The following is a 26,251-nucleotide window of genomic DNA, read 5'->3' as shown; positions in this document are numbered from 1 at the left end:
ATGAATGTAAAACAGAGAACCATCAAAAACGAGGTTGAAATTTCGGGGGTAGGTCTTCATACAGGAAAAATTGTATCGATGACTATTAAACCCGCTCCGGAAAATCACTGGTTTAAGTTCAGACGTGTGGATTTAGAGGGGCAACCAGAAATTTTGGTTGATGCGGATAATGTCACAGATACCTCCCGTGGGACGACAATAACGCAGAATGGGGCAAGCGTGAGTACAATTGAACATTTGATGGCATCGTTAATTGGTTTACAAATTGATAATGTGCTGATTGATATTGACGGCCCTGAAATACCAATATTGGATGGAAGCTCGGCTATTTTTGTGAAGTTGCTTGAAGAGGCAGGCTTTGAAGAACAGGATGCTGATCGGGATTATTACGAGATCTCTAATAATATCCATTACGCAGAGCCTGATCGTAAAGTAGAAATATTGGGCATGCCGATGGATGGCTATCGTATGACCTGTATGATCGATTTTAACTCGCCGGTACTCGGAAGTCAACATGCAGCAATAACATCGATTGAGGATTTTAAATCAGAAATAGCCTCTTCGCGTACCTTTTGCTTCCTGCATGAACTGGAAATGCTGGTTGACCATGGGCTTATTAAAGGTGGCGATCTGAGTAATGCCATTGTTATTGTTGATAAGGAGACTTCTCCTGAAGAACTACAAAAATTAGCGCATCTTTTTCATAAAGAAACCGTTGCAGTTGCGAAGGAAGGAATATTGAACAATAATCAATTGCGTTATCAAAATGAACCTGCCCGACATAAATTGTTGGATATGGTTGGAGATTTAGCGTTAGTTGGAAGACCTTTAAAAGGTCATATTATGGCTGCTCGTCCAGGTCATGCTGCAAATGTTGCCTTTGCAAAGAAGATAAAGGAGCAGATCAAGAAAGATAAAACACGTAAAAAAATTAAAGTTTACGATCCTAATATGCCTGCATTATATGATACGGTAGAAATCATGAAAATCTTACCGCATCGTCAACCCATGCTTATGGTGGATAAGATTCTTGAATTGACGGAAACACATGTTGTTGGTTTGAAGAATGTTACCATGAACGAAGATCTATTTATGGGACATTTTCCTGGAGCACCTTTATTTCCAGGGGTCTTGCAGGTAGAGGCTATGGCACAAACAGGGGGGATTTTGGTTCTGAAGACAGTTCCCGATCCTGAGAATTGGCTGACTTTATTCCTTAAAATAGAAAATGCACGTTTTAAAGCGCAGGTAACTCCCGGAGATTCTGTTATTTTTAGATGTGATTTGATGGAGCCAATTCGAAGAGGCATCGCGAAAATGAAAGGTGTAGCAATGGTAGGAGAGAAGATTGTGTGTGAAGCAGAGCTTATGGCACAGATCGTAAGAGTAAATAATAACTAAAGTAGTATAGATGATACAGCCATTAGCTTATATTCATCCCGAAGCAAAAATTGCTAAAAATGTGGTCATCGAGCCATTTGTAACCATTTATAAAGACGTCGTCATTGGTGAGGGCACTTGGATAGGCTCAAATGTGACGATCATGGATGGAGCACGAATAGGAAAAAACTGTAAAATATATCCTGGTGCGGTAATCTCTGGGGAGCCTCAAGATTTAAAATTTGATGGTGAGATTACGACAGCTGAAATTGGAGATAATACAACGATTCGTGAGTGTGTAACGATCAATAGAGGCACCAAGGACAGATACAAAACGGTCATTGGGAAAAATTGCTTGATTCAAGCATATAGTCATGTTGCGCATGATTGCGAAGTTGGAGATAATTGTGTTTTTTCAAATAATAGTACGCTTGCTGGACATATTACTGTAGGTGATTATGTTGTGTTAGCTGGAATGGTAGCCGTTCACCAATTTGTAAAAATTGGTTCTCATGCCTTTGTTACTGGTGGTTCATTGGTGCGAAAGGATATTCCTCCTTTTGTTAAAGCTGCGCGTGAACCTATTTCTTATGCGGGAATTAATTCTGTTGGATTGAGGAGAAGAGGCTTTTCAGAAGAGCAGATTGCCGAAATTCAGAATCTTTATCGAATCCTTTTTGTCCAAAATCGAAATCTGGCTAAAGCGATAGAAATTATAGAGGCTGAATATCAGGCTACAGAAATTCGTGATGAGATTTTGGATTTTATTCGCAATTCAGGCAGAGGTATTATGAAAGGATTCAATAATAGAGCGATGTAATCGCGTTATCGATTCTTGTGAATTTGAAAATTACATTAAAAGATATTGGTAGGAGGTATAACAATGAATGGATTTTTAGGCATATAAACTATACCTTCGAGTCCGGCAAGAGTTATGCCGTCCTTGGCCATAATGGTTCAGGAAAATCTACTTTTCTAAAAGTGCTTTCAAGTAGTTTGACACCCTCATCGGGTGAATTGATCTACACGGATGGAGACCAAGTCCTAGGTGTGGACACTATATATCAGCAGTTGTCTCTCGCAGCTCCTTATGTTGAACTAATCGAGGAGTTTACTTTAAATGAGCTTATTGATTTTCATTTTAAATTTAAAAATTATCTTCCTTCTTTTGATAAAGAAACAGTTGTCAGCTTATTGGGATTGGAGCATGCGCTTGACAGGGAGATACGATTTTTTTCATCAGGTATGCGTCAACGGGTAAAGCTAGCCCTAGCTTGTTGTTCTGTATCTAGCTTGGTATTGTTGGATGAGCCAACAAGTAATTTGGATAGTGCCGGTGAAGAATGGTACCTAAATTTGATCGATCGAACAAAATTAGAATCCCGAATACTTGTCGTCTGTTCAAACCAAAAGAAAGAATATGAATTCTGTGATGAGATGATATCCATTCTGGATTTTAAATCCTAAATCTTCTATTTTTCATAGCATTTCATGCACAGCCCTTAACGATAACATCCTAGTATCACGTTTTCTTTGAAGCCAAACCGGTACGAATTGTCGTCTTTATAACTGCGTCGATATTTTTTGGTAAGTGTTGTGAGGATGTTATTTGTATTCACCTTTTTGAAAATATAGAGGTGGCTCCTGTTACCATTGAAAACAGTTATTTCAATAAAAAAGTAGCGAATGAAATTTTAATAACACAATTAGTTTTTGTACTTTTGACGACTCAATAATGAGATAACCGTTTAAAGTTCAATTCAAAGAATGGCTAAGGCATCAGAGGTAAAATCAGGAAATATCTTAAGATTTAACGGAGAATTAGTATCCGTAGAAGAATATATACACCGTACACCAGGCAATTTACGTGCGTTTTATCAAGCGAGAATGCGTAATGTTAAAACGGGTAAGTTAGTTGAATACCGTTTTAGAGTTGACGAATCTGTAGAAATTGCACGTGTAGAAACTAGCGATTATCAGTATTTGTACGAGGATGGAGATTTCTTCGTGGTAATGGATAACAATACATACGAGCAATTCAATATTCCTAAATTTTTATTTGGTGATTCAGCTCGTTTCTTGAAAGAGGGCATGACTGTAATTATTGCTTTTGAAAGTGATGAGCCTATCATGGCAGAAGCTCCAAAAAGTGTTGAGTTAGAAATTACATATACTGAACCGGCTGTAAAAGGAGATACGTCTACAAATGCACTGAAAAAAGCAACTGTAGAGACTGGTGTTGAAATTATGGTACCGTTGTTCATTAATCAAGGTGAGAAAGTAAGAGTTGATACGCAAACAGGTAATTATATCGAGCGCGTAAAATAATAGTAAGATTTTAGGTTTAGGTTGATTATTCGGTCTTGTTAGCGCTCGCTACAAGGCCGTTTTTTTTATCTTAATAAAATTTGATAAATTTAATTTGGGGACATTTTCGATATCTATCAAGGCTTCGACTCTACCTCATGGTTTGTGTCAATGCTATTGATGAATATATTGTTCTTTGATTATCGTTGGATGGACCAACTTATAATGAGGTCTCTTTAATTTTTGTCAATGGGAATGGAATGTTAAAAATATTTTTTACAGATGAAATCGAAGGAAGAATTAAGATTTGAGTATAAAGTTAAAAGATGTCAATTGTCTTTGGCGATAGAAACAACCCTTAATGAAATGCTGCTTACCCAGTTTATGAAAATTGACCTCTCTAAAGTTGGTTTTTTACATATTTTTATTCCTATTGAAAAATATCATGAGCCCAATACTTATGATATCATAAATTATATTCAAACGTTTTTTCCTCAGGTAAAGATCGTCGTTTCCCGGTCCAATTTTGACGATTATTCGATGCAGCATTATGTATTAGATGAACATACCATATTCGAAAAGAATTCATGGGGAATTTCAGAGCCAATTTCTGGTGTCGAAGTAGACCCTTCGGTTATTGATATGATTGTTGTTCCTTTATTGGTCTTTGATCTTTTCGGCTATAGAGTAGGTTATGGAAAGGGGTTTTATGATCGTTTCTTCTCACGTTGTAAAGCTGACGTTCAACGTGTCGGACTGTCTTTTTTTGATCCGATTGACCTTATCTCGGATAAAAATGAACATGATGTTAAGTTGACGGAGGCTGTTACCCCAAATCATATTTATCATTTTGATAAGGAATAATATGGATTCAAAAGAATAATCTTTCCGCTCTTTTGGATGACTGCCATGCTTTCAAATAAGCGACTTCTTTATTCGAACGGTTAACATTAGTAGATTATTATTTGTGTACTATTGTTGTGTTAAGTAGGGTATATAACGTGTGGTTATGCCTCATTTTTAGGATAACTCTATTGTTAGTTGATTTTGTCCCATGGTGGTTTAATAGAAATTATTTTTTATTTTTAATGCGAAATTCAATGCCTGTGCCGATATGTCCAGATTTTTTCTAATTCTTTTTTTGCTAACCATTATGCCCTGTCATAGTGCTATCGGAATGGATCTCATGGATTCCAATTCCTCGATAGAAGAAAAGAATTTTTACGAAACAATTATAAAAGAATCCGAGCAACATCAGTCCTCTAGTCTGACATTGAGCAAATATCTTGCTCCATATTTTAGTCAGGCGGTACGAAAAAATGATAAAGCACTTCTGGCAATCTATTATTGTTTGTTGGCAGATCAGTCTTTTAATGACGAAGGTACAAGAAATAGTTTTAGCGATAAATACTATCTGAAAGCATTGGATCTGGAAGAGGGGTACAGCTATCAAAATGTAAAAACCTGGGTCAAGGTTATGTATGGATTTTATCTGTATCGATGTTTAAAAGCATCTGAGGCTTTGCCATTTATCCTGGAAGGAGAAAAAGGCCTCGATGATATTCCAAAAGAACTTGTCTTAGACCTAACGCAGACCTATAAAAAGCTAGGGTATTTTTTTGGAACTTTAGGAGATTATACTTCTGGGATCAAATATTTAGATTTAGGATAGCAACAGGAGCTGATCTCGCCTCGGTTGAAAGCAGAAATTTTGGATAATTTGGGGGTATTGACCCTTAAAAGTGGGGGAGATACTTTGCAGGCAATGAAAAATTTTGAGCTTGCTCAGACCTTGGCGCTTTCCGAAAACGATTCTTTACGCTATGCAAAGATTTTGGGTAATCAGGCGGCTGTATTTGAAGGGATGAAAGACTATCGCAAGGCCTTATCACTCCTAGATAAGGATCTTGAAATTTCTAGATCATTAGGTAATAAACGAAATACGATTTTCGCTTTAATGATGCGTATTCGGCTAAACATTGCCCGGCAAGAAATAACGGATGTTCGTCAGATGATTCGAGAGGCAGAATCACTTTTGCTAGGTTCAGATGATAAGAAAACAATATTAGAGCTTGAAGTCCATAAACTGAATTTGGCCATTCAGAACCAAGATGCTGTACGCGAATTAAATGCGCGTAGACGGATTGAACGTCTGCAGGACTCCCTGCGATTTTTGGATGGTGATCCAGTACTATCTCAATTGAAGTTTATGGCGGATAAACAGAAATATGCGGATAAATTATCCTTGGCACAGGCGGTGATTAAAAATAAGCAGGCCGAAAGAAGATTGTGGCTGATATTAAGTTTACTCGTCTTAGTTTTATTTTTCTTTATTTATAACGCCGTTCGGTACCGGGCGAGAAAACGTATTCGTGATTATGAATATCAGCTGCTCAACCTGAAGTATACGAAGGCCGAATTGGATAGGGAATTGGTAAGTTCCAAAAGTCAAGTAGAAGAATATGTGGCTTATCTTAAGCGGAATAACGAACAGATCAATGTACTCTCTGCGATGCTCCAGGAAAGAGGGAATGTGGTTGAAAAAGATCGAGATGAGCTGAAGCTTTTATTACAGTCACATTTGATCACGGAGGAAAAATGGCAGGAATTTAAGCTTTTGATCGTGAAAGAATTTCCTAATTTGCTGCAAGAGATACAATCCAAGTTTTCCGATATTACTGAATCCAATTTGCGCGTAATCGTACTTATGAAATTGGGGCTTAATAATAAGGAAGTTGCCAATGTGTTGGGTGTAACTCCCGACGCCATCAAAAAATCAATGCAGCGCTTGAAAAAGAAGCTCGGGGACCAGGCCGGAGTACTTATGGAATATATTTCCGATAAGGAGCTGGTATAGTTTGATGCTAAGGACTGGGGGGTTATAAAATATAAAAAAAGGGCTATTCAACTTTGCTTGAATAGCCTTTTTTGTTTTTAATCCAATGGATTTTCCTTCAGATTTTTTTCCCATGCCCAGGCAGAAGCCATCATTTCATCAATACCAAGTGCTGCTTTCCAATGCAACTGATTGGCCGATTTAGTGACGTCCCCGTAAACCTTGATGATATCGCCGTCACGACGTGGACCAAATTCGTAATTTAGTTTTTGTCCTGAAGCTTTCTCAAAAGCCTTGATCGCTTCAAGGACAGAATATCCATTTCCGGTTCCCACATTAAAGACATCATATTTTCCGTTCGGGTTGCCTTGCTCCAATAATCTGATTGCTGCAACGTGAGCTTTTGCTAAATCAACAACGTGGATATAGTCGCGGATACAAGATCCATCCGGTGTGTCGTAATCAGAGCCAAATACCGTTAATTTTTCTCTTTTTCCAATGGCTGTTTGTGTGATAAATGGAAGCAGGTTCTGAGGAACACCGTTTGGTAATTCACCGATCAGTGCCGACTCATGTGCGCCTACAGGATTGAAATAACGGAGCGCAATAATATTGTAGTTGTCATATGCAGCAGCGGTTTCCTGTAAAATTTCTTCAGCAATTTGTTTTGTATTTCCATAAGGAGAGGTTGCCTTTTTCACAGGAGCGCTCTCGTCTACAGGTAAGTAGTCTGGCTCACCATATACGGTACAGCTTGAAGAAAAGACAAAATTAATAGGCTTATTTTGATATGCCTCTAATAAGTTAATTAACGAGAAGAAATTGTTGTGGTAATACTTCAAAGGCTTCTGTACAGACTCGCCTACAGCTTTAGAAGCTGCAAAATGGATAATGCCTGAGATATCAGTATTGTTTTTTACAAATTCATTCACGCGGTCTGTGTCACAAAGGTCAAACTGGTGAAATTCAGGTCTAACGCCGATGATCTTTTCAATCTGATCCAAAATTTTGATGTTTGAATTAGACAGATCATCCACGATGACAGGTACATATCCTGCTTGATGTAGTTCGACCACTGTGTGCGAACCGATATAACCTGTTCCTCCTGTGACTAGTATTTTTTTGTTCATTATTGTTGATTATAGTAAGTAAAGTCTTTATGTGATAAGGTATCCAAAGGGATCTTTTTGTAAAATTCTATGGTTTTTTTCAATCCTGTTTTTCGGTCTACTTGAGGTTCCCAGGCTAATTTTGATTTGGCCAAGCCAATATCAGGTTTTCGTTGTTTGGGATCATCGATTGGCAATGTTTCGTAGATAATTTTACTCGAACTGCCGGTCAATTCGACAATTTCATGGGCCAATTGCAGTAAGCTAATTTCGTCTGGATTACCAATATTTATAGGTGTTGCACATGCCGAATGCAACAAGCGAAAAATGCCTTCGACCTGGTCGTCAATATAACAGAATGATCGTGTCTGTGAACCATCCCCAAAAATCGTGATGTCTTCGCCGCGTATCGCTTGTGCGATAAAGGTGGGGATAGCTCGACCGTCATTGAGACGCATTCTGGAACCAAAGGTGTTAAATATTCTGACAATACGGGTCTCCAGACCGTGTGCATTGTGATAGGCCATCGTTATTGCCTCTTGGAAGCGCTTCGCTTCATCGTATACACCGCGAGGTCCCACGGGATTTACATTGCCCCAGTAGTCCTCGGATTGTGGTGATACCAGTGGATCGCCATAAACTTCAGAGGTGGAGGCTACCAAGATCCGTGCTTGTTTAGCACGCGCTAGGCCCAAGAGATTATGTGTGCCCAAAGATCCTACCTTCAATGTTTGTATCGGAATTTTAAGGTAATCAACGGGACTGGCTGGCGAAGCGAAATGCAGGATATAATCCAAGTGCCCGGGAACGTGGACAAATTTTGAGACATCGTGATGATAGAAGTCAAAATTTTCCAACTTAAATAAATGGGCTATATTCTGTAGATCTCCGGTAATTAGGTTGTCCATTCCAATGACATCGTAATCTTCGGCAATAAAGCGATCGCAAAGGTGAGAGCCGAGGAAGCCCGCTGCTCCTGTTATCAAAATCCGTTTGCGATGTTTATTTTCCACTCAATGGTTCCGTTTAATGAAATGGGTTTAATATCTTTGACTAAGATAAACATTATTTTAAAAACATGCGTTTGCTTTATTCAATTGGAATCTTTCTTTATGGACTCTTACTGCGTATTTTGGCTCCTTTTCATGCCAAAGCCAAGCTCATGGTAGCGGGACGAAAAGACTGGTATTCGAGGATGAAACAAACGGTTGATTCTTCCCAAAAACATATTTGGTTTCACTTTGCTTCATTGGGGGAATTTGAGCAAGGAAGACCTGTCCTGGAAGCGGTGAAAAATAATTATTTGGATCATAAAATAATTGTAACATTTTACTCTCCCTCTGGCTATGAAATCAGAAAAAACACTGCTTTGGCCGATTATGTTTTTTACCTCCCCTACGATACTTCTCAGCACGCACGGCTTTTTCTCGACTTGATCAATCCAAGTTTTGCTGTGTTTACGAAATATGAATATTGGTATTATTTTTTTGAAGGCCTGCATAGACGGGGCATTCCCTTGTTTTTGATCTCAGCAATATTTAGACCCGATCAGATTTTCTTTCAGGCCTATGGTACTTTTTTTCTGAAAATTTTAAGTTATGTGACTTACTTCTTTGTGCAAAATGAAGAAAGTGTACGTCTTTTGAAAGAATTTGGGATACGGAATGCCGGGTTAGCCGGAGATACACGTTTTGATCGTGTAGTAGACATTCCTAAAAGCAGAAAAATGATTCCCGAGATCAGCCAATTTATTGGTGAAAATCCGGCCTTGGTTGCAGGAAGTACCTGGCCCGAGGATGAGCAGGCGCTACAGGAATTGCTTCTGGATTATTCAGACTATAAGCTGATCTTGGCTCCGCATGAAATTAACGAATCACATTTAGCGAGCATTTTTAAGCTTTGGCCGAAGGCACTCCGCTTTTCGGGTATGGCTACCTACGATGCCGCAATAATAGCCGATTCAAAGGTACTGGTTATCGATAACATTGGTATGCTTTCGTCTTTGTATGGGTATGGCCAACTGGCCTATATTGGTGGTGGTTTTGGCGTGGGGATACATAACACACTCGAAGCCGCAACTTATGGCATACCGGTTCTATTTGGACCAAATTTCAAGAAGTTTCAGGAGGCGAAAGATCTTGTGAAAAATGGATCAGGTTTCGCCATTGCCAGTGCTAAAGAATTAAAGAAAGTCTTTGCTGTTTTGCAAGATCAGACTGTCCGTCAAAAGGCCGGAAAACTGGCCCGTGAATATGTTCTGCAGAAAGCAGGTGCAACACCGATCATTATGAAATACCTCAAAAGCAATCCTGTAAAAATATAAGCGGTAGCTGTACTGCCGCCGCCTATATTCCACCGGTTCCGCGTGATTTATTTATTCTTGTTCTTCTTGATGCTTTATACTGGTCCCTAATAATAGGTATACCTTCTTACGCCGGTAATATGACGAGATAAGCGCATTACCTGATGGGAATATCCGTATTCATTGTCGTACCAGACATATAGAATGACATTCCTGCCATCTGCCGAGACTATCGTCGCTGGAGCATCCACGATCGCAGCGGCAGTGGAGCCTATGATATCTGAAGAAACGAGTTCATCATCTTTAGAAAATTTAATCTGTTCGACAAGGTCACCCTGTAGTGATGCCTCTTTTAAAAGTGCATTGATTTCTTCGACGTTAGTTTTAGATTTAATTTCGAGATTTAAAATTGCCAATGATCCATTTGGTACGGGAACGCGAATGGCATTGGAGGTCAGTTTGCCCTTCAGGGAAGGCAATACTTTAGAAACGGCAGCCCCCGCTCCAGTTTCTGTGATCACCATATTGAGCGCTGCGGCACGGCCCCGTCTGGACTTCTTGTGCATATTGTCGACAAGATTCTGGTCGTTAGTATAGGAATGTATGGTTTCTATATGCCCTTTTTCAATGCCTATTCTATTTTCAAGGACCGCCAAAATAGGAGAGATTGCGTTGGTCGTACAGGAAGCGGCGGAAAATATCGCATGCTGTTGCACGTCAATATCATTTTCGTTGACTGCGTATACGATATTTGGAACACCTTTTCCGGGTGCTGTTAATAAAACTTGGGCGGCACCTCTGGATTTCAGGTGGCGACTCAGTTCTTGCTCATCTCGAAAAGCACCCGTATTGTCGACGACTAAAGCATGCTGTATTCCATAATAGGTGTAATCGATGTCCTCTGGCTGTTTGGCAGAGATAAGGTGGACAGTGATGCCATTGATAATAAGTGCTTGATTTGGAATGTCGACCTGTACGTCGCCTTCGAATGCACCATGTATGGAATCTGTTTTTAATAGTGTCGCTCTTTTCAATATGGACTTGCTATCATTGGCGTCTCGCGTTACAATGGCACGAAGGCGAAGCTGCTGTCCAGCACCGGCTTTATGCATAAGCTCTCGGGCGAGTAAACGGCCGATACGGCCAAATCCATAAAGCACAACATCGCGTGGTTTTAATTCCGCTTGTTGATTGATATCTTTTAATTCATTTGTAATAAAACTAGGCAGATCGTTGTTGTCAATAGTCTGTTTCTTGACCTGTAAGGTAAGTTTTCCGATATCGATACGCGCAGGTGATAGCGTGAGTTTTTCCAATACCTGTGCTGTGTGAAGGATGTCAAAAATATGGAATGGCTCGTCGGTAAGGAGGACGCTTTCCTTGATCAGGTTGAGAATTGAACTCGATTTTACATCAATGAGTTGATTTCGAAAAAAGACAAGTTCAATAGCGTGGTTATACCACAGGTTACTGACAATTTGCATTAAGCTTACGGCAGCGTTTTGTTGCTCTCTGTAACTTTTGATCTCTAAATCAAAAGATGGCTTGTGTGACATCATAATTTTATAATAGATTATGTTGCAAACATAGTACAAACCGCCTAGAAAATAGATTTATATTTTTATTTTCGTAATTTTTTGAATGTAAATACTTGTAATATTATTATTTTAATAAAATATTAGTGATTTATTTGTTAATCCTCTATTATAAATAATTCAGACATGATATGATCAGCCATTAATTTACCGGGATCCGTCAAGCGTAATTTGTTTTCTTCCAAAACGAGATTTTTCTCTCCTAGAAATGGTTCAGCATCCTTTAGGACTCGGTTTTTGACAGATTGCCCGAATTTGCTTTCCAGCGCAATCAAATCCAGTCCCCACATGGTTCTCAGCGAAGTCATGATACTTTCGTTGATCTGGTCCAGCGTAGAAAGCTCCTCAATTTCTAGGGGAAGTTGGTTTGAATTGATTGAGGTCATATATTTCGCGTTGTTGGAAACATTCCAAGCTCTGGAAGTTCCATTGAACGAATGTGCTGAAGGGCCTATACCAAGATAATGTTTGCCTTTCCAATAATTTGTGTTATGACGTGCATAAAGGCCATTTTTTGCAAAATTGGAAATTTCATATTGTTCATATCCCGCGGCTTTCAATGTATGGATAAGAAGACTCATCTGATCCGCTGCCTGATCAGAATCTATAGCTGGACTTAAGCCTTTTTTAATGAAGTGATCCAATGCTGTCTTATTTTCTACGGTCATGGAATACGAAGAAATATGGGGAATTTCAAAGTCAATCAGCTGTTGCATATTGTGGCGCCATTTCTCATCAGTCAACAGTGGGTAGCCATAAATAAGATCACAGGTAATATTTTCAAAGCCCGCATCTTGCACCCGCATGATAGAAGCCAGTGCTTCCTGCTGATTATGTGCTCTGTTCATCCATTTAAGATCCTCTTCAAAGAATGACTGTATGCCTATGCTGAATCGATTGATTGCTGTATTCCGCAGACTGTTTACTTTGGCTGCATTTAGATCGTCGGGGTTTGCTTCCAACGTAATTTCAGCCTGATTTACGATGTCAAAATGCATTGCTATCGTATCGATGATCCGTGCGATCTCTTCAGCTTCCAATAAGGATGGCGTGCCTCCACCAAAATAGATCGATTCGACCTTTTTGTCTTCCAAATAGGCTGCTCTGAGCTCGATTTCCCGTCGTATGGCATTGATCATCTCACTTTTGTATTGTAGTGACGTGCTAAAATGGAAGTCACAGTAATGACAAGCCTGTTTACAGAAAGGGATATGGACATAAATCATGGGGACAAATATACCAAGACCTGACCAACTTCGCTTCTTATTCGTATTATTTCTTCTTTCTCGACGATATATCCAGAAATATTCGTCGGACTCTTCCGCCCGCACACGAAGTGATTTAAAAAGAAAGTGCAATAGGATGGAAGAATTATCTAAAAGAAGATTGATAACAAGCTAGTTATTCTTTATCTTGTTGTCAATATTTGTTGGTAGAAAGCACCAATATAACACCTAATTTCAGATGAAGGAGGAGTAAATTCAAAAGTTTCCTTCTAAAAAATAAAAAAGCTATCGGTACGAGTCGCGTGTAAATTATTTCATGGGAGCCTAGCAAATAGATTAAAAAACGAATTATTTTCTTCTAATAAATGTAAAACGTATGAAAACCTCTCGTCGAGACTTTCTGAAAAATGTAGCCTGTGTTTCTGGCTTCTTCATATTTTCAAACCATGGATATGCTTTGAGGGACAGTCTTGAAGACTCCTTTATAGATAAGTTATTACCGGCGCCAAAAGGAGGAGGATTTGCGATGAAAGATTATTGGATTTGGGATCCATCGGTCATAAAAGGAGAAGATGGACGATATCATATGTTTGCTTCGCGTTGGAGCAAACAATATGGCTTTGGTAATTGGGTGACAAATTCCGAAGTCGTCAGGGCTATTTCAGATACCGCTGAAGGGCCATACGAATTTGTTGAAGTTGTACTGCCTGCTCGGGGGAAGCAATATTTTGATGGCTGTACGACACACAATCCTCGAATTGTAAAAAATGGTGACTATTATGTGCTTTATTACTTTGGTAATAACTATGACGAACCAAATCCCTCTTTTACAGAAAACGTATGGGAGTCGGGCTTAGGCCAGAAAGCCTGGATGCATAAACGTATTGGGATGGCCTATTCCAAGTCAATTGCAGGGCCATGGAAAAGAGTTGATCAACCGATTTTGAATCCCCGAAAAGGGGAATGGGATGCCTCCATTACATCAAATCCTTCGCCAGTTGTCTTACCGAACGGAAAGGTTTATTTAGTTTATAAATCTTCTCCGGTAAATTATAATCCACCTCTTTTATTGGGAGCCGCACAAGCGGATTCTTTCCTCGGACCTTATCGCCGTTTATCGGACAAGCCTATTTTTTCATTTCATACGGACCAAAACCATGAAAATGATGTAGAAGATCCATTTGTCTGGTATAACGGTCAGCAGTTTGAACTTATTATGAAGGACCGTTACGGAAAGATCTGCGGTGAAGAGGGTGGCGGAATACATGCTTATTCCAAAGATGGCATAGATTGGCATCTTTCGAAGTCTGTAAAAGCTTATTCTAAAACAATTCAATGGGATGATGGCACGACGAGTCATCAGGCCAATTTTGAACGACCGTTTTTACTATTTGAAAATGGGAAGCCTACTCATTTGTTTGCTGCTACGGGAGATGGTTCAGAGCCCTATCAATTTGAACGTACATGGAATATGGTTATTCCGCTTAAGGGTATATAATCCATGGAATTAAAAAAACAGCTTCCAAACCGCGTCGTATATATTTGGTTTGGAAGCTGCCTTGATTTTCCCATCTGTTCGGATAATGGGAAATATATGTAGTTACTTACTAAAACTGTTGTTTGCCGATTCTACATCCGCTAATCGCAATGAAGGATCAATTGTTACCGTTTTTGGTGTTTTCGACACATGGATAGTATAGTCGGGTTTGGTCCAGAACCAATCCTCAAGCACGGTTCTTTTGACACCTTTGTAAATGTCAAAATGCTCTTCCGGTTTTTCTCCACGCATTTCACGCAAAGGGATATAAAATAATTCTTTGCTTCCGTCGGTGTATTCTACCAGAATATCCAGTGGCATGGCAAAATTGGACTTATTGGCCAATAGGATTTCTGTATCTGTTACTTTTTCAATGGCGTAATCGATTTGACGTGTCGTATTGATAAATAGGTTGAAATACCATTTCAAGTTGATACCGGAAACATCTTCAGCCACGCGTTTGAAATCATTTGGTGTCGGATGTTTAAACTTCCAGATATCATAGAATTTCAAGAAGGTTTTTTCTAAATTTTCCTGACCAATAATATAACCCAATTGTTCTGCAAGCACGGCACCTTTGTTGTATGCTTCGTTGCTGTAGCCATAGTTGGTGTTATAATAATCTGCCAGTAAACTCATTGGTTCCTCTTTACCTGAAAGGGCCAATTTGTAATATCCACGGTAGGCTGCAATTTGTGGGTTAGATGCTATGGCACCTCTTTTTTCAAAGATATGCTGCATAGCCAGCTCTTCGACATAGGATGTGAAGCCCTCATCAAACCATTCATCTACGGTTTCGTTGATCCCAAACAATTGTTGGTACCAAGAGTGTGCCGATTCATGGAATATTACACCGACAAGGCTTTTTAGATTGCGGCCACCTGTGATAAGCGTAGCTGTACCATATTCCATTCCGCCATCTCCACCTTGAATGATGGTATAAGTTGGCCATGGATATTTACCAAACTTCGCACTACAGAAGTCAAAGAATTCGGTAGAAAGTCCTATTGCTGTTTTCCAATTCGAGATCACTTCTTTGTCCGTTGGCAAGAACACGGTATACACTCTTATGCCATTTTTACTTGAGGCGGAATCCACGACAAATTTGGGGTCTGCAGCCCACACAAAATCGTGGATATTTTGGGCCTTATAGTGCCAGGTTGCTTTATTGTCGACGGCTTTTACTTTTGCTTTTGGTTGATAGCCTTTAACATCTGATGGATTTTGAAGAACACCTGAGGCACCAACGACATAATTTTTATTGAGGTGTATGGTAACGTCAAAGTTGCCAAAAGGGGCAATAAACTCACGGCCCGTATATTCATCCAAATGCCAGCCGAATTCATCGAATTGAGCCATCTTCGGATACCATTGTGCCATAGATAGTGCTACACCTTCGGCCGAATTTCGGCCAGTTCTTCTGATTTGTTCCGGAACTTGTGCGGTCCATTCCATATCAAAACGTGCTGTTTCCCCATCTTGGATTGCAACTGGTAAAGTTACCTCCAAAATAGTTCCATCAATTTTAAATGTTGTGTTGGCACCATTGACTGTTAAGCTTTTGATTTTTTGATAACCAGTTTGGTTGGCTTTCAGCTCTCCGATACGGCTTTGATATACCGGTTTTTCTTTTGTACCCAAGTTAGTGACCATTCGCTTGTCGGGATCACTGATGTTTTTTAAGCGGTAATCCATCATCGATCCTGGTTGAAACGCATTAAAATATAAATGGAAATATACCTTTTTTAGTGACTGCCCTGAATTATTGCTGTACTTCAAGGTCATTTTTCCATCGTACTGATATGCTTTTTCATCCACGTTGACATCCATGTTGTAGTCAACTTTCTGTTGCCAGAATCCTTTTCTTTGGGCCTTCGCTACTGCCCCCCAAATATTTAATACACATGCAAGTGTAAAAAAGGATATTATTTTGATTTTCATGCCCCAAACTTACAAAATTGTCTCAATAAATGGCACTTAAACGAATGTAACGAAGTTAATGTCATCAAATCTTGACGAAAATTGACTGGTCTTTGGAGAATTGGCTTGGTTTTGGTTAGGGGATTTATCTGTTAAGTTAAAAATCAATTTTACTGTTTTTATGGAAAATCTATATTATAAGCCCTCGGGAAAGGCTCCTGCTTTGGCATTAATTGGCTCTCTTGTGCTAGGTACAGTGGGTGCCGTTGTCCTGGCAATTGTTTACATCGCTTTGCAGTGGTTTATTCCTATTATTTATTTTAATGTATTTATTACATTGGGATTTGGTGCTGGAATATTCTATGTTCTTAATTTTTGTTTCAAACGATGGAAATTAAGAAATAAGGGCATTGCAATATTGATTACTTTGCTGATTGCAATTTTAGGTTTTTATGCCCAGTGGGCTCTTTTTGTGTCGCTGATGTACAATGCGGAGGGGACAATGGGTGGAGATACCTGGGTAAAATCGTCTTTTAATCTGGAGGGGTTCAAAGCATTTTTCTTACACCCTTCATTTATTTGGGAAGCGATGCAGGGTTTAAATGAAGTCGGCACTTTCACCTTGAAAAAGAGTCCGGTTTCGGGCGGTATGTTGTGGGCCGTGTGGGCCATTGAAATGGGTATTATTCTGATTACCCCAATTATTATGGCATTCCGGGGTATTACTATTTACCCTTTTTCTGAAAAAGACGAAACATGGATGAATAAACGGACATTACCCGGAAGGTTAAAATTCGTGGCGGATAAAGATGCTGTAGTAAGCTCCTTGGGTAATCATGATTTTGCCTATGTGTATGACCATCTTTCGGATGAAGAAGAGCATTTCTCTTTTGCCACTGCCGAAGTATATGAATCTGAAACGGACGACCATCAGTACCTGACCATCTATAATCACCAATTTACGGAAAAGAAAGGCAAGTTGGAAGAGAAGAAGGACGAGGTTATCGAATTCTTGCGGATCAATAGAAATAGTCTATAAACTAAACATACTGCCGAGTTAAGTTGCTCCTTATTGTATGCATTGGCAGCTCAAATTCGACCGTATCGTTTGGTGCTTTAAAAAAAGATCCCAGGAATATTTATCCTGGGATCTTTTTATATAGGTTATTGTACCAAAGTTCCGCCCTTTAATTTCCATTCATTGATGGAAGGACTATAAATTTTGACGTCCTTAATACCGTTTTTCGCCAATATGGATGCTGCTATGGTTGCGCGGTCTCCGGACTGACAGTGCAGGTACAGCTGTTTGCTTCGGTCAATTTGGTTAAGATTGTCTGCAATTGTACCGACAAAGATATGAGTCGCATGCGGTAAATGCCCCTCTTCAAACTCACTGGCATTGCGCACATCAAGTATTTGGATATCGGATTTGCCCAATACACTATTCATCTCCTCGAAACCGATGAGTTGCTGATGTTCCAATGGAATCCCCAAATGAGGAATCGTATCAGGCGTAACATATCCAGCAACATGATCCAATCCAATGCGCATAAGCTTGCGGGCAATGTCGTCCAATTGGCTTTCCTCTACAATGAGTATAAAAGGATCCATGTAATTAAGTATCCAACCAGCCCAGGTATTAAACGTTTTGTTGTTCTGAATATTGATGCTATTGGGGAGATATCCTTTGGCAAACTCAAACTTATGGCGTGTATCAATGATAGTTGTTCCTTTGTGGTATAAATCCAGAAAAGTTTCGTTCGTTAACTTGTTGTACTGAGGAACTGCTGTTTGCAAAGGCCGTGCTATTTTGTTGAGTTTTTTCATCATGGCAAAATAGCGTGGCGGTTCGGGCTGTCCTGATAATAGCTCTTCCACAAAGGCTGTTTCGTTGTTTTGGTATTGAAGCGCCCAGTTTCGTATTTTTTCATAACCAACTGTTGAACTCGGAACGGCGCCTAGCGCCTTTCCACACGCGGATCCGGCCCCATGTGCGGGCCATACTTGAATATGATCAGGTAGAGCCAAGAAATGTTGCAACGATCGGTACATTTGGTGGGCTCCAATTTCCTTGGTTCCGATCATTCCGGCTGCATTTTCTAACAGATCTGGGCGTCCGATATCTCCAACAAATACAAAATCACCTGTAAATATCATGACTGGCTCCATGGTTGCAGGCGTATCAATCAATATAAAACTGATACTCTCGGGCGTATGTCCGGGGGTATGGATAACTTGGAAAATCAGATTTCCAACTTGAAATTGATCTCCATGTTTTAATCCAATATGTGGAAATTCATATTGCCAATCTTTTCCACCTTCATCAGATAGATAAGGTTGGGCGCCTGTCAATGCGGCTAATTCTAGCGTACCTGAAAGGTAGTCGGCATGTATATGCGTTTCCGCAATATGGGTTATGGTCAGATTATTCTTTTGTGCAATCTCAAGATAGCTGTCTACATCTCTTTTAGGGTCAATGACTAGCGCTACACCCTTGGCTTGACAACCAATGATATAACTCGAATGTGCTAAAGATGACTCAAAAATGTGTTGAAAAAACATAACGTGTGATTTTAATAATTTACAAATTGAATGAATTCGAAAGCAAATATTAGGATGCCGATACTAATTAAAAAGTACCCAAAAATACCTTTCAATTTTGCCGCATCTAATTTGTCTTTCCATTTGGAACCAATTTGGAGGCCTATTAAAGTGATTAACGTAAAGGTAACCAATATAAACCAATTCATATGTTCCAGGAACTGATAATTCGCGATCAAACCGAATGAGGCGTTTAACCCGATGATAAACAACGAGGTGGCAATGGCCTGCTTAAGTGGAATTCCTAAGAGTAATACGAGGGCCGGTACAATGATAAAGCCTCCTCCTGCACCGATCAGGCCAGTCATGATACCGACGAGCAGTCCGACGAGGACAACGTTGAAAATCTGACCAATTCCACCTCTGAATCGATTGTGCTGAACCTGTTTACGTCTTCGTACCATTGCTGTCGCAGAAATCAGAATCACAATCGAGAAAAGGAGCATGATGATATGGTTTCTGGAGATCGCTATCTCGCCAAGGTGGAATGACTCTGGTATGGCTACAAGGAGATAACGCTTGGTCAAATAGACCGAAATTAGCGATGGAAAGAGAAAAATGGCCGTAGTTTTCAGGTCAATTTCTCTTTTTTTCAACGGAGAAATTGATCCGACCAAGGCTAATATTCCAATAGAAAACAACGAATAGTCCAATGCATATTGAGGTTCTATATGAAAAATATAAACAAATATTGGCAATGTTAGAATACTTCCGCCGCTACCCATCAAACCCATTGACAGGCCGACCAGAACAGCTAATATAAAACCAGCTATAAATATTAATTCCATTTTCTCTTTCTAAAATTTTAACTAGTGGTACAGGCCTCAGATTGCGCGTATATGAGGTAATTTGGTCTAAAGTAGTTTGTTAAAACTAGTGCGGCAACTTATTGCGCAAGACTCCATAAAGCCAAGTACCCAACAGAGCAAAAAGCAAGACGATTCCTATAGTCCAATAACCGACACCGATTAGGGCAAACATTGGTCCCGGACAAGCGCCTGTCAATGCCCAGCCTAAGCCAAAGATTGTTCCCCCGAGTAGGTATCGTGTAATACTTTTGTCTTTATCATGGATTGCTATTTGCATCCCGTTACTATCTTTGATTTGTTTTCTCTTGATGATTTGTACGATTATAATTGCTGTGGTCAGTGCTGTACCGATAATCCCATACATATGAAAGGAACGAAATTGAAACATTTCGTAGATTCTATACCATGATGCGGCTTCTGATTTGTATAAGATGATTCCAAACAATATACCGATGAAAATAAATTTTAGTGCTTTCATTTATGCGAAAATTAGCGGGAATAAAAAATGAACCATGATGATCCCACCTAGGAAGAAACCTATAACGGCGATCAAAGAAGGAAGCTGAAAATTGCTAAGTCCAGAAATAGCATGGCCAGATGAACATCCACCAGCATAGCGGGTTCCAAACCCAATCAATAGACCGCCAATACTTAAAAGTAGAAACTGAAACAAAGATCCGTCGAAAATGAAAATGGATTCAGGAAGGTAGCCTTGTAGATGGTCGATAATACCCAGCTCTTTTAAGTCGGCAACACTTTTGGAATTAATCTGGCTTGCAGTGCCGTCGCTCAGAAAATGATGTGCAATAAAACCGCCAATAGCTGTCCCGAGTACTACCAATAAATTCCATGACTGGGTCTTCCAGTCGAATCTGAAAAAAGAGGAAGTTTTTCCGGCCCCCAATACAGTACACATGGTGCGCAGATTATTGGACATGCCAAAATCCTTTCCCTGTTTGAGCAGCAGGTACATGACCAGTGCAATTAAAGGTCCTGAAATATACCAGGGCCATGGTTGTTTGATGTATTCCAATAGCATAACATTGTTCTTAAGTGATGTTACAAAGGTACATACTGCCTTTGCAAAAGCCTGTAACAAATGTTACCGAAGGAATAAAGAATTTATAGGTCGTAATATTCGATGTCAGCGTCCTTTAGGGCTTCCGTTAGCAGGGGAAGATCATCTTCCTTTTGAAATAATTTGTTGCGCCAGGTACGGAAGGCTGGCCCTTTGTTTTGGTTGATAATGATCAGGTTGCCGCCAGAACGTTTGAGATTCCTGATATGAGAAATATTATGCAAAGGGAAAACGATTGTTTTTTTAGCGTTGCTTATCTGAAGTGTATCCTCATCCAAGACCCAAGTCGATGACAAAGTCGAAGACTTTATGGCCAGATACAGTGCTAAAGGAATCATTAAAAGAGCAATAATAATCTTGAGAATTTCCTGTATGGGAACTTTAGACATTCCCATACCGATCAAAAAGATTGAAATCAGCAAGATTAACATGTATTTTCCACGATGCAATGTCGACAAGTGGAATGTCTGTGGATTACTCTTCATATTTCTTGATAAACTTCCCTTTTGCGTCAATATAGTAAAAATTCTCTAGATCCTCCGTTACAAGCGCTAGCCCGTTTTCAAAAGCTTGGGCATTTTGTAATTTAAATGGAACAATGACTTTTCCGGTGTAATCAATGTACCCATATTTATTGTCATTAAATGCCAGTAGAAGTCTTTCACCCGCAAACGATAGGAACTCATAATCGGTTTTAAGTTGATTATGCCCCGTTTTATTAATAAGCTGGTAGGATTGGTTGACTAGAATTAACGCGAGGTTATCGCGATAATCCGAAATGGTTTCATATTTGGCAGGAAGTAAAACAGCGCCTTTTTGATCCATGATACCCGTATGTTCTCCTTCCGTAAAAAGTGCATATTCTGGGCTAGGAACTGAAATAAAGTCATATTTGGCCTGCAGCAATATTTTACCGTTTGTATCCAACAGTCCATACTTAAGATCGCTCATGTAAACCACTGGACCACCTTCGGTTTCTAAACTGAGCGATTCATATTGACAAGGAATAACTTCTTTACCGTGTATGTCTATTAAGCCAAACATTTGTGCTGCATCATTTACGATGGCATAGTCTCCTACATAGCTATATATTGCCGTATACTTTGCTGGTGTTAATTTGTTTCCTAAATTGTCCTGTACACCAAAATATGCTGTATTGGAATCTTGATACCAAGATAGATGGTCGTTTAGCGTGGAATCTACAGCTTCCTCAATAGGTTCTCCTTCTTCATAATCCGCTGGAATTTCAAAGAGTGATTTGTCGAATGTTAATTCTTCTACCTTGGTCGCTTGAATTCCGAGCCCGGCCGACCCGATATAGAGCGCTGCCCCCGGCACTTTTTCGAGATAATCGTAAGTGCCCCAGTATAACTTTGGTAAGTTGGGTGCATACCAAACGGTAATTTCCGTTTGTGGATCGTGGCTACCTGTTAGATTGAATGTTGCTTTTTCGCAGGTAATTCCGGCAATTATTTTCTTCTGATTAGGAACTAAACTGATCTCAAAATCCCCCGAATAGGCATAATTATCGCCTTCATTTGTGCCAGTCTCAATGAGTTTGCCGGTGGCCAGTTCTGTTGGGGTGTAGGTTTTATTTATTTCATTCAGCAGAAAAGAACTACCTTCGGAGATATTGCTAATCTGTATCGATTTGCCGAAAAGCAAATTTTCAATCCGCATCTGGTCTTTGCTAATAAAAGCGTGCATTAATGTCTCTTTATTTCCGGCCAATATTTTTATAAATTCGGAAGCGGCGGTATCAGTTCCGGTTTCAGGGTCAGCAAATTGGTAAAAAATCTTATACAATTTTTGTTGCGCGTCAGCTTGGTTGACAAACAGCATTAACGTTAAGGTTAAACAAAGGAAAAATTGCTTCATCGTGTGATTTTGAAATACAAAAATATTGAAATTAGACTGGTTTTTGAAATAATCTTTCGTTATTTGATGAGATTCTTTCAAAAAGAGACATTTTTGAGGGTATTTTGATTTGTTTTGATCACGAATATCAGATAATCGTCAAGAAGTGGTGAAAATAAATCTTATATAGTGTGTTTAAAGGAAAGGTGAAATATTAATTTTGTATTTTACAAACCTCGAATTTTTTACTGATTAAAAAGGATAGCTGTGGAACTGTTACTTATAGAGGATGAACCATCCGTCATATCGCTGATCGAAAGGGGCTTAAAAGATGAGGGTTATCATATAAGCATCGCAATGGATGGTTATACTGGTCTAAAAATGGCTGGACTGAATCACTATGACCTTATTTTATTGGATGTGATGTTGCCTGGAATGAATGGTCTGGATGTTTGTAAAAATATCCGAATGTCCAATAATGAGGTTCCGATTATTATCCTTACGGCATTGAATCAGACGGAGGATATTGTGGAAGCATTTGATAGGGATGCGGATGATTACCTAACCAAACCTTTTCGTTTGGAAGAACTAAAGGCGCGGATCAATCGTTATAGCCGGAAATCTAAAACTGTTACCGAGCAGAAAAATATATTGGTATTTGACGATCTTCAATTGGATAGAGACAGCAAATCCGTCCAGCGAGCCAATTCGCCTATTATTCTTACCGCAACGGAATTTCGTTTACTTGAATTTTTAATGCTCAACCGAAATAAGGTATTGAGCCGGATCGATATCTTGGAAGAAGTATGGGGTATGGATGTTGACTTAAGTACCAATGTTGTTGATGTGTATGTAAATTACTTGCGCAAAAAGATCGATAAACAATTTTCACGTAAACTTATCCATACGGTGATCGGTATGGGCTATGTCATCCGTCATGAAAATTAGGACCAAAATAGTTCTCCTATTTTCTATCATCAGCACCCTGTTGCTTGTTGTTTTTGCCATTTATGTGTCTTATTTCACGTACGACAGTCTACAGACCAAATTTTTTCATCGGCTAGAAGAGAATGCGGTGATCGTTGGCGACCACATTGTGCATCAGAAAGAGGAAAATAGAGCACTTTATATTCAGGTTAAACGTAAATACCTGAAACAATTATCTGAAGGAACAGATCACCTTATTCGGATTGCCAAAGGGAGTGATAGCGTTCAGTTCCGTCCTGAACTTCCTATGCCGAAAACATTTTATACAGAGGTGATTCGTAATGGGAAAGGCAGATATATGCATGGGAAGACGGCATTTGTAGCCGTTTTTTTTCAGGATCACCTCCATCATGAAAATCTGATTGTTGTATCGGAGGGTATAGACGACTACGGTCATGATGAACAGCGTCAGTTGGATCGTACGCTTATCACAGGAGGCATTTTGGCAATTTTTCTGATTGTCCTGATGTCTTTTTACTTTGCAGATCGATTATTGAAACCGATTAAGGATATCAATAATGATTTGGATAAAGTTGATATCGCACATTTAGACCATCGCCTTTTTAGTAAATTTAGCAATAGCAAAGATGAATTGGGTGTCTTGATTGCGAACTTAAATTCAATGCTTAGCCGATTGGATATTTCGGTTCAGTCTCAACAAAGCTTTATTGGAAATGCTTCCCACTCCCTGAAAACTCCGCTTACGATTATTGGTGGGGAAGCCGAATTGGCACAACAGCTCTTGTCAAAAGAACATGAAGCCTATTATTCCCTGGAGATCATCGCGAAATATGCGGATAAGATGGAGTTGATCATCAATAATCTGCTACAGCTTTCCCGTATGGGTTTTAAGGGCGAGGTGGATAATAAGGAAATTATTCGAATTGACGAGTTGCTCTATGAAATTTATAACGCTGAAAAGAATATCCATAAAGAACTGAAGCTTTCTTTTGATCTAACGGAGATTCCCGAGGACAGCGATGAACTCACTGTTTCTGCCAATCCTGATCTGTTTTTTATTGCCTTTAGCAATATTATTTCCAATGCATTTAAATATGGCCGGGGGCAACAGGTTGGTGTCGCAATTAGCAGCGATAGCAAAAATATTACGATTAAAGTATTTGATCAGGGTATAGGCATACCCAAAAAAGACCAACCACATATTTTTACCTCCTTTTACCGGGCATCCAATGTCGGTGATATCTATGGAAACGGCTTGGGGCTTGTTTTGGCCAAGAATATCTTTGACCTGCATGGCGCTGAGTTAGTGCTCAGCTCTACCGAAGGTCAGGGTACTCTGGTTGTTGTGACCATCCCAAAAACTCCTTTCTAATTTCATTTTAATCTCATCCTTATTCCATTTTTAGGTGGCTGTGATATACTTGTACCAGAGATCGGTATATCTCAGGAATCTTTCTTGATTTTTCGCAACGAATGATGTTTTGAAAATCTTGGGATTGCTTCCATACCATATAGGAATAAAACATAAGGATGAAAAAAACACTTTCACTTTTTACAACACTGGGGATTAGTATAGCATCATTGCATGCGCAGGAGCAGATCCAAACGGACTCTGTTCAGGCGCAAAGAAGCAGCTTGTTACTGAAAGAACCCGCGCGAGCAAAATCATTTCAATTGGATGTCCTGTTAAGAGCAGGTCTGCAAACGGACAATGGGGAGGGGGAGTCTCAAGCAAAAGCAAACCTTGATGACGCCCGTATTTTGATGAGCGGGGAATACAATGATAGGCTGTCGTATAAAGTGCGTTTTCGTTTGAATAGGTCATTTGCTCCAACGAGTCAAGATAATGGATCCAGAGCCTTGGACATGGCATTAATCAAGTATAAGTTTGGAAAAGATTTGAAGTGGTCCATCACAGCAGGTAAGCAAAGTGCGATGGTGGGAAGTTATGAGTTTGAAAATAATCCTATTTACGAATATAAGTTCACAGACTATGTCGACCGCGTCTTAAACCTCTTTGTTGTAGGTGGGATGTTGTCGTATGAAGTGAATCCAAATCATTCGTTACATGCGCAAGTGTACAATACGACCAATGATAGTTTTATGGATCTTCATACAAAAAATGGTTTTGCTGTTGGTGATCTGGAACGATCAGCTGTGCCCATGGGAGGTTATTTCACTTGGGTCGGAGCATTTATGGAAAAAAGAATCAATACCAAGTGGTCCTACAATGTCTCACAGTTTGCGAAGGGGCATACCAATCATGCCGTTTCGTTAGCGAACAAATTCAAAACGGCCAAACAGATGCTGTACCTGGATTTGCAATATTCTTATTTCGCAGTTGATCATGCGCTGATTGCATCTTCTGCAATCAATGAATTTTATGGTAGAACCGGTGAGAACCGAGTGTTAGCAAAAGACGTTAACTATAGTTCTGCCATACTGCGTTATGATCAATTTTTGAGTAAAAAGTGGGAAATAGCCTTAAAAGGTGGGTACGAGATCGCTGGATCGCGCGATGACGATCAGTTGGGTAAGAATTTTCGTCAAAACTGGACGTACTTTGCGACTTTGCAACATAAGCCATTCCATAATCAGGATCTTCGGTTCTATTTGGGGTATGTTGGCAATACGGTCAATTATAAGAGCTATATGGATATGGCCAAGAGTCAATACAACCGTCTTGCTTTCGGAGCATATTTTACCATTCCAGTCTTATAATAAATTCCTTTAACAAAATAATACA

The 26,251-nt window shown here is 39.6% G+C and carries 24 protein-coding genes; 13 read left to right on the top strand and 11 right to left on the bottom strand.

Annotation, left to right across the window (positions count from 1 at the left end):
* The 7 genes from OK025_RS05785 (at nucleotide 1) to OK025_RS05755 (ending at nucleotide 6,544) form a co-directional block, all read left to right on the top strand.
* A complete protein-coding gene (locus OK025_RS05785) occupies nucleotides 1-1,401 on the top strand; it encodes a bifunctional UDP-3-O-[3-hydroxymyristoyl] N-acetylglucosamine deacetylase/3-hydroxyacyl-ACP dehydratase (RefSeq protein WP_317668654.1) in 1,401 nt (466 codons plus the stop codon).
* Nucleotides 1,402-1,411: 10 nt separating this feature from the next.
* Nucleotides 1,412-2,200 (top strand): acyl-ACP--UDP-N-acetylglucosamine O-acyltransferase, encoded by a 789-nt coding sequence (gene lpxA / locus OK025_RS05780; RefSeq protein ID WP_075990789.1) that lies wholly within the window; start codon nucleotides 1,412-1,414, stop codon nucleotides 2,198-2,200.
* A 17-nt stretch (nucleotides 2,201-2,217) separates the two neighbouring features.
* On the top strand, nucleotides 2,218-2,847 hold the full coding sequence (locus OK025_RS05775) for an ABC transporter ATP-binding protein (protein WP_317668653.1): 630 nt from the start codon (nucleotides 2,218-2,220) through the stop codon (nucleotides 2,845-2,847).
* Nucleotides 2,848-3,147: 300 nt separating this feature from the next.
* Nucleotides 3,148-3,708 carry an elongation factor P gene (efp, locus tag OK025_RS05770; protein WP_046674772.1) on the top strand — a complete coding sequence of 187 codons (561 nt, stop codon included), beginning with the start codon at nucleotides 3,148-3,150 and terminating at the stop codon, nucleotides 3,706-3,708.
* Between the two features lie 261 nt (nucleotides 3,709-3,969).
* The gene (locus tag OK025_RS05765; RefSeq protein WP_317668652.1) at nucleotides 3,970-4,551 is read left to right on the top strand and encodes a 5-formyltetrahydrofolate cyclo-ligase; all 582 of its coding nucleotides are present in this window, start codon (nucleotides 3,970-3,972) and stop codon (nucleotides 4,549-4,551) included.
* A 250-nt stretch (nucleotides 4,552-4,801) separates the two neighbouring features.
* Complete coding sequence (locus OK025_RS05760) at nucleotides 4,802-5,359, top strand: hypothetical protein (protein ID WP_317668651.1); 558 nt, start codon at nucleotides 4,802-4,804, stop codon at nucleotides 5,357-5,359.
* Between the two features lie 24 nt (nucleotides 5,360-5,383).
* Nucleotides 5,384-6,544: a hypothetical protein gene (locus OK025_RS05755; RefSeq protein ID WP_317668650.1), complete on the top strand. Its 1,161-nt coding sequence runs from the start codon at nucleotides 5,384-5,386 to the stop codon at nucleotides 6,542-6,544.
* Nucleotides 6,545-6,621: 77 nt separating this feature from the next.
* Here OK025_RS05755 and galE read toward each other — a convergent pair whose 3' ends face one another.
* Both galE and OK025_RS05745 read right to left on the bottom strand, forming a co-directional pair.
* Nucleotides 6,622-7,653 (bottom strand): UDP-glucose 4-epimerase GalE, encoded by a 1,032-nt coding sequence (gene galE, locus OK025_RS05750; RefSeq protein WP_317668649.1) that lies wholly within the window; start codon nucleotides 7,651-7,653, stop codon nucleotides 6,622-6,624.
* Nucleotides 7,653-8,645: a UDP-glucuronic acid decarboxylase family protein gene (locus OK025_RS05745; protein ID WP_317668648.1), complete on the bottom strand. Its 993-nt coding sequence runs from the start codon at nucleotides 8,643-8,645 to the stop codon at nucleotides 7,653-7,655. The genes galE and OK025_RS05745 overlap by 1 nt, the downstream gene beginning before the upstream one ends.
* Before the next feature lie 65 nt (nucleotides 8,646-8,710).
* Between OK025_RS05745 and OK025_RS05740 the strand changes: the two genes are divergently transcribed.
* Nucleotides 8,711-9,955 (top strand): 3-deoxy-D-manno-octulosonic acid transferase, encoded by a 1,245-nt coding sequence (locus OK025_RS05740; protein ID WP_317668647.1) that lies wholly within the window; start codon nucleotides 8,711-8,713, stop codon nucleotides 9,953-9,955.
* An 86-nt stretch (nucleotides 9,956-10,041) separates the two neighbouring features.
* Here OK025_RS05740 and OK025_RS05735 read toward each other — a convergent pair whose 3' ends face one another.
* Nucleotides 10,042-11,493 (bottom strand): glyceraldehyde-3-phosphate dehydrogenase, encoded by a 1,452-nt coding sequence (locus tag OK025_RS05735; protein WP_317668646.1) that lies wholly within the window; start codon nucleotides 11,491-11,493, stop codon nucleotides 10,042-10,044.
* A gap of 134 nt (nucleotides 11,494-11,627) precedes the next feature.
* Nucleotides 11,628-12,755 (bottom strand): radical SAM family heme chaperone HemW, encoded by a 1,128-nt coding sequence (gene hemW, locus OK025_RS05730; RefSeq protein ID WP_317669760.1) that lies wholly within the window; start codon nucleotides 12,753-12,755, stop codon nucleotides 11,628-11,630.
* Nucleotides 12,756-13,131: 376 nt separating this feature from the next.
* Here hemW and OK025_RS05725 point away from each other — a divergent pair, with 376 nt between their 5' ends.
* A complete protein-coding gene (locus OK025_RS05725; RefSeq protein ID WP_317668645.1) occupies nucleotides 13,132-14,253 on the top strand; it encodes a glycoside hydrolase family protein in 1,122 nt (373 codons plus the stop codon).
* Between the two features lie 102 nt (nucleotides 14,254-14,355).
* Here the strand turns inward: OK025_RS05725 and OK025_RS05720 are convergent, their stop codons facing one another.
* The gene (locus OK025_RS05720) at nucleotides 14,356-16,233 is read right to left on the bottom strand and encodes a M1 family metallopeptidase (protein ID WP_317668644.1); all 1,878 of its coding nucleotides are present in this window, start codon (nucleotides 16,231-16,233) and stop codon (nucleotides 14,356-14,358) included.
* 160 nt (nucleotides 16,234-16,393) lie between these two features.
* Between OK025_RS05720 and OK025_RS05715 the strand changes: the two genes are divergently transcribed.
* A complete protein-coding gene (locus OK025_RS05715) occupies nucleotides 16,394-17,251 on the top strand; it encodes a hypothetical protein (protein ID WP_317668643.1) in 858 nt (285 codons plus the stop codon).
* Nucleotides 17,252-17,376: 125 nt separating this feature from the next.
* Here OK025_RS05715 and OK025_RS05710 read toward each other — a convergent pair whose 3' ends face one another.
* The 6 genes from OK025_RS05710 to OK025_RS05685 form a co-directional block, all read right to left on the bottom strand.
* On the bottom strand, nucleotides 17,377-18,774 hold the full coding sequence (locus tag OK025_RS05710; RefSeq protein ID WP_317668642.1) for an MBL fold metallo-hydrolase: 1,398 nt from the start codon (nucleotides 18,772-18,774) through the stop codon (nucleotides 17,377-17,379).
* A gap of 11 nt (nucleotides 18,775-18,785) precedes the next feature.
* Nucleotides 18,786-19,601 carry a sulfite exporter TauE/SafE family protein gene (locus OK025_RS05705; RefSeq protein ID WP_317668641.1) on the bottom strand — a complete coding sequence of 272 codons (816 nt, stop codon included), beginning with the start codon at nucleotides 19,599-19,601 and terminating at the stop codon, nucleotides 18,786-18,788.
* 85 nt (nucleotides 19,602-19,686) lie between these two features.
* Nucleotides 19,687-20,100, bottom strand: a complete 414-nt coding sequence (locus tag OK025_RS05700; RefSeq protein WP_317668640.1) for a DUF6691 family protein — start codon at nucleotides 20,098-20,100, stop codon at nucleotides 19,687-19,689.
* Nucleotides 20,101-20,661, bottom strand: a complete 561-nt coding sequence (locus tag OK025_RS05695) for a YeeE/YedE family protein (protein WP_317668639.1) — start codon at nucleotides 20,659-20,661, stop codon at nucleotides 20,101-20,103.
* A gap of 83 nt (nucleotides 20,662-20,744) precedes the next feature.
* A complete protein-coding gene (locus OK025_RS05690) occupies nucleotides 20,745-21,185 on the bottom strand; it encodes a hypothetical protein (RefSeq protein WP_317668638.1) in 441 nt (146 codons plus the stop codon).
* Nucleotides 21,175-22,578 (bottom strand): WG repeat-containing protein, encoded by a 1,404-nt coding sequence (locus OK025_RS05685; protein ID WP_317668637.1) that lies wholly within the window; start codon nucleotides 22,576-22,578, stop codon nucleotides 21,175-21,177. Before OK025_RS05685 ends, OK025_RS05690 begins: the two co-directional genes overlap by 11 nt.
* Before the next feature lie 246 nt (nucleotides 22,579-22,824).
* Between OK025_RS05685 and OK025_RS05680 the strand changes: the two genes are divergently transcribed.
* From OK025_RS05680 to OK025_RS05670, 3 genes are all read left to right on the top strand, one after another.
* Nucleotides 22,825-23,505, top strand: coding sequence for a response regulator transcription factor (locus tag OK025_RS05680; protein ID WP_317668636.1), 681 nt, complete (start codon nucleotides 22,825-22,827; stop codon nucleotides 23,503-23,505).
* Complete coding sequence (locus tag OK025_RS05675) at nucleotides 23,495-24,877, top strand: HAMP domain-containing sensor histidine kinase (RefSeq protein WP_317668635.1); 1,383 nt, start codon at nucleotides 23,495-23,497, stop codon at nucleotides 24,875-24,877. Before OK025_RS05680 ends, OK025_RS05675 begins: the two co-directional genes overlap by 11 nt.
* Before the next feature lie 158 nt (nucleotides 24,878-25,035).
* Nucleotides 25,036-26,226, top strand: coding sequence for a porin (locus OK025_RS05670; protein WP_317668634.1), 1,191 nt, complete (start codon nucleotides 25,036-25,038; stop codon nucleotides 26,224-26,226).
* Nucleotides 26,227-26,251: the final 25 nt, after the last annotated feature.

The organism is Sphingobacterium sp. UGAL515B_05 (assembly GCF_033097525.1).
Classification (GTDB): Bacteria; Bacteroidota; Bacteroidia; order Sphingobacteriales; family Sphingobacteriaceae; genus Sphingobacterium.
The sequence above is the reverse complement of the archived record's forward strand: the minus strand, read 5'-3'. Positions and strand labels throughout refer to the sequence as shown.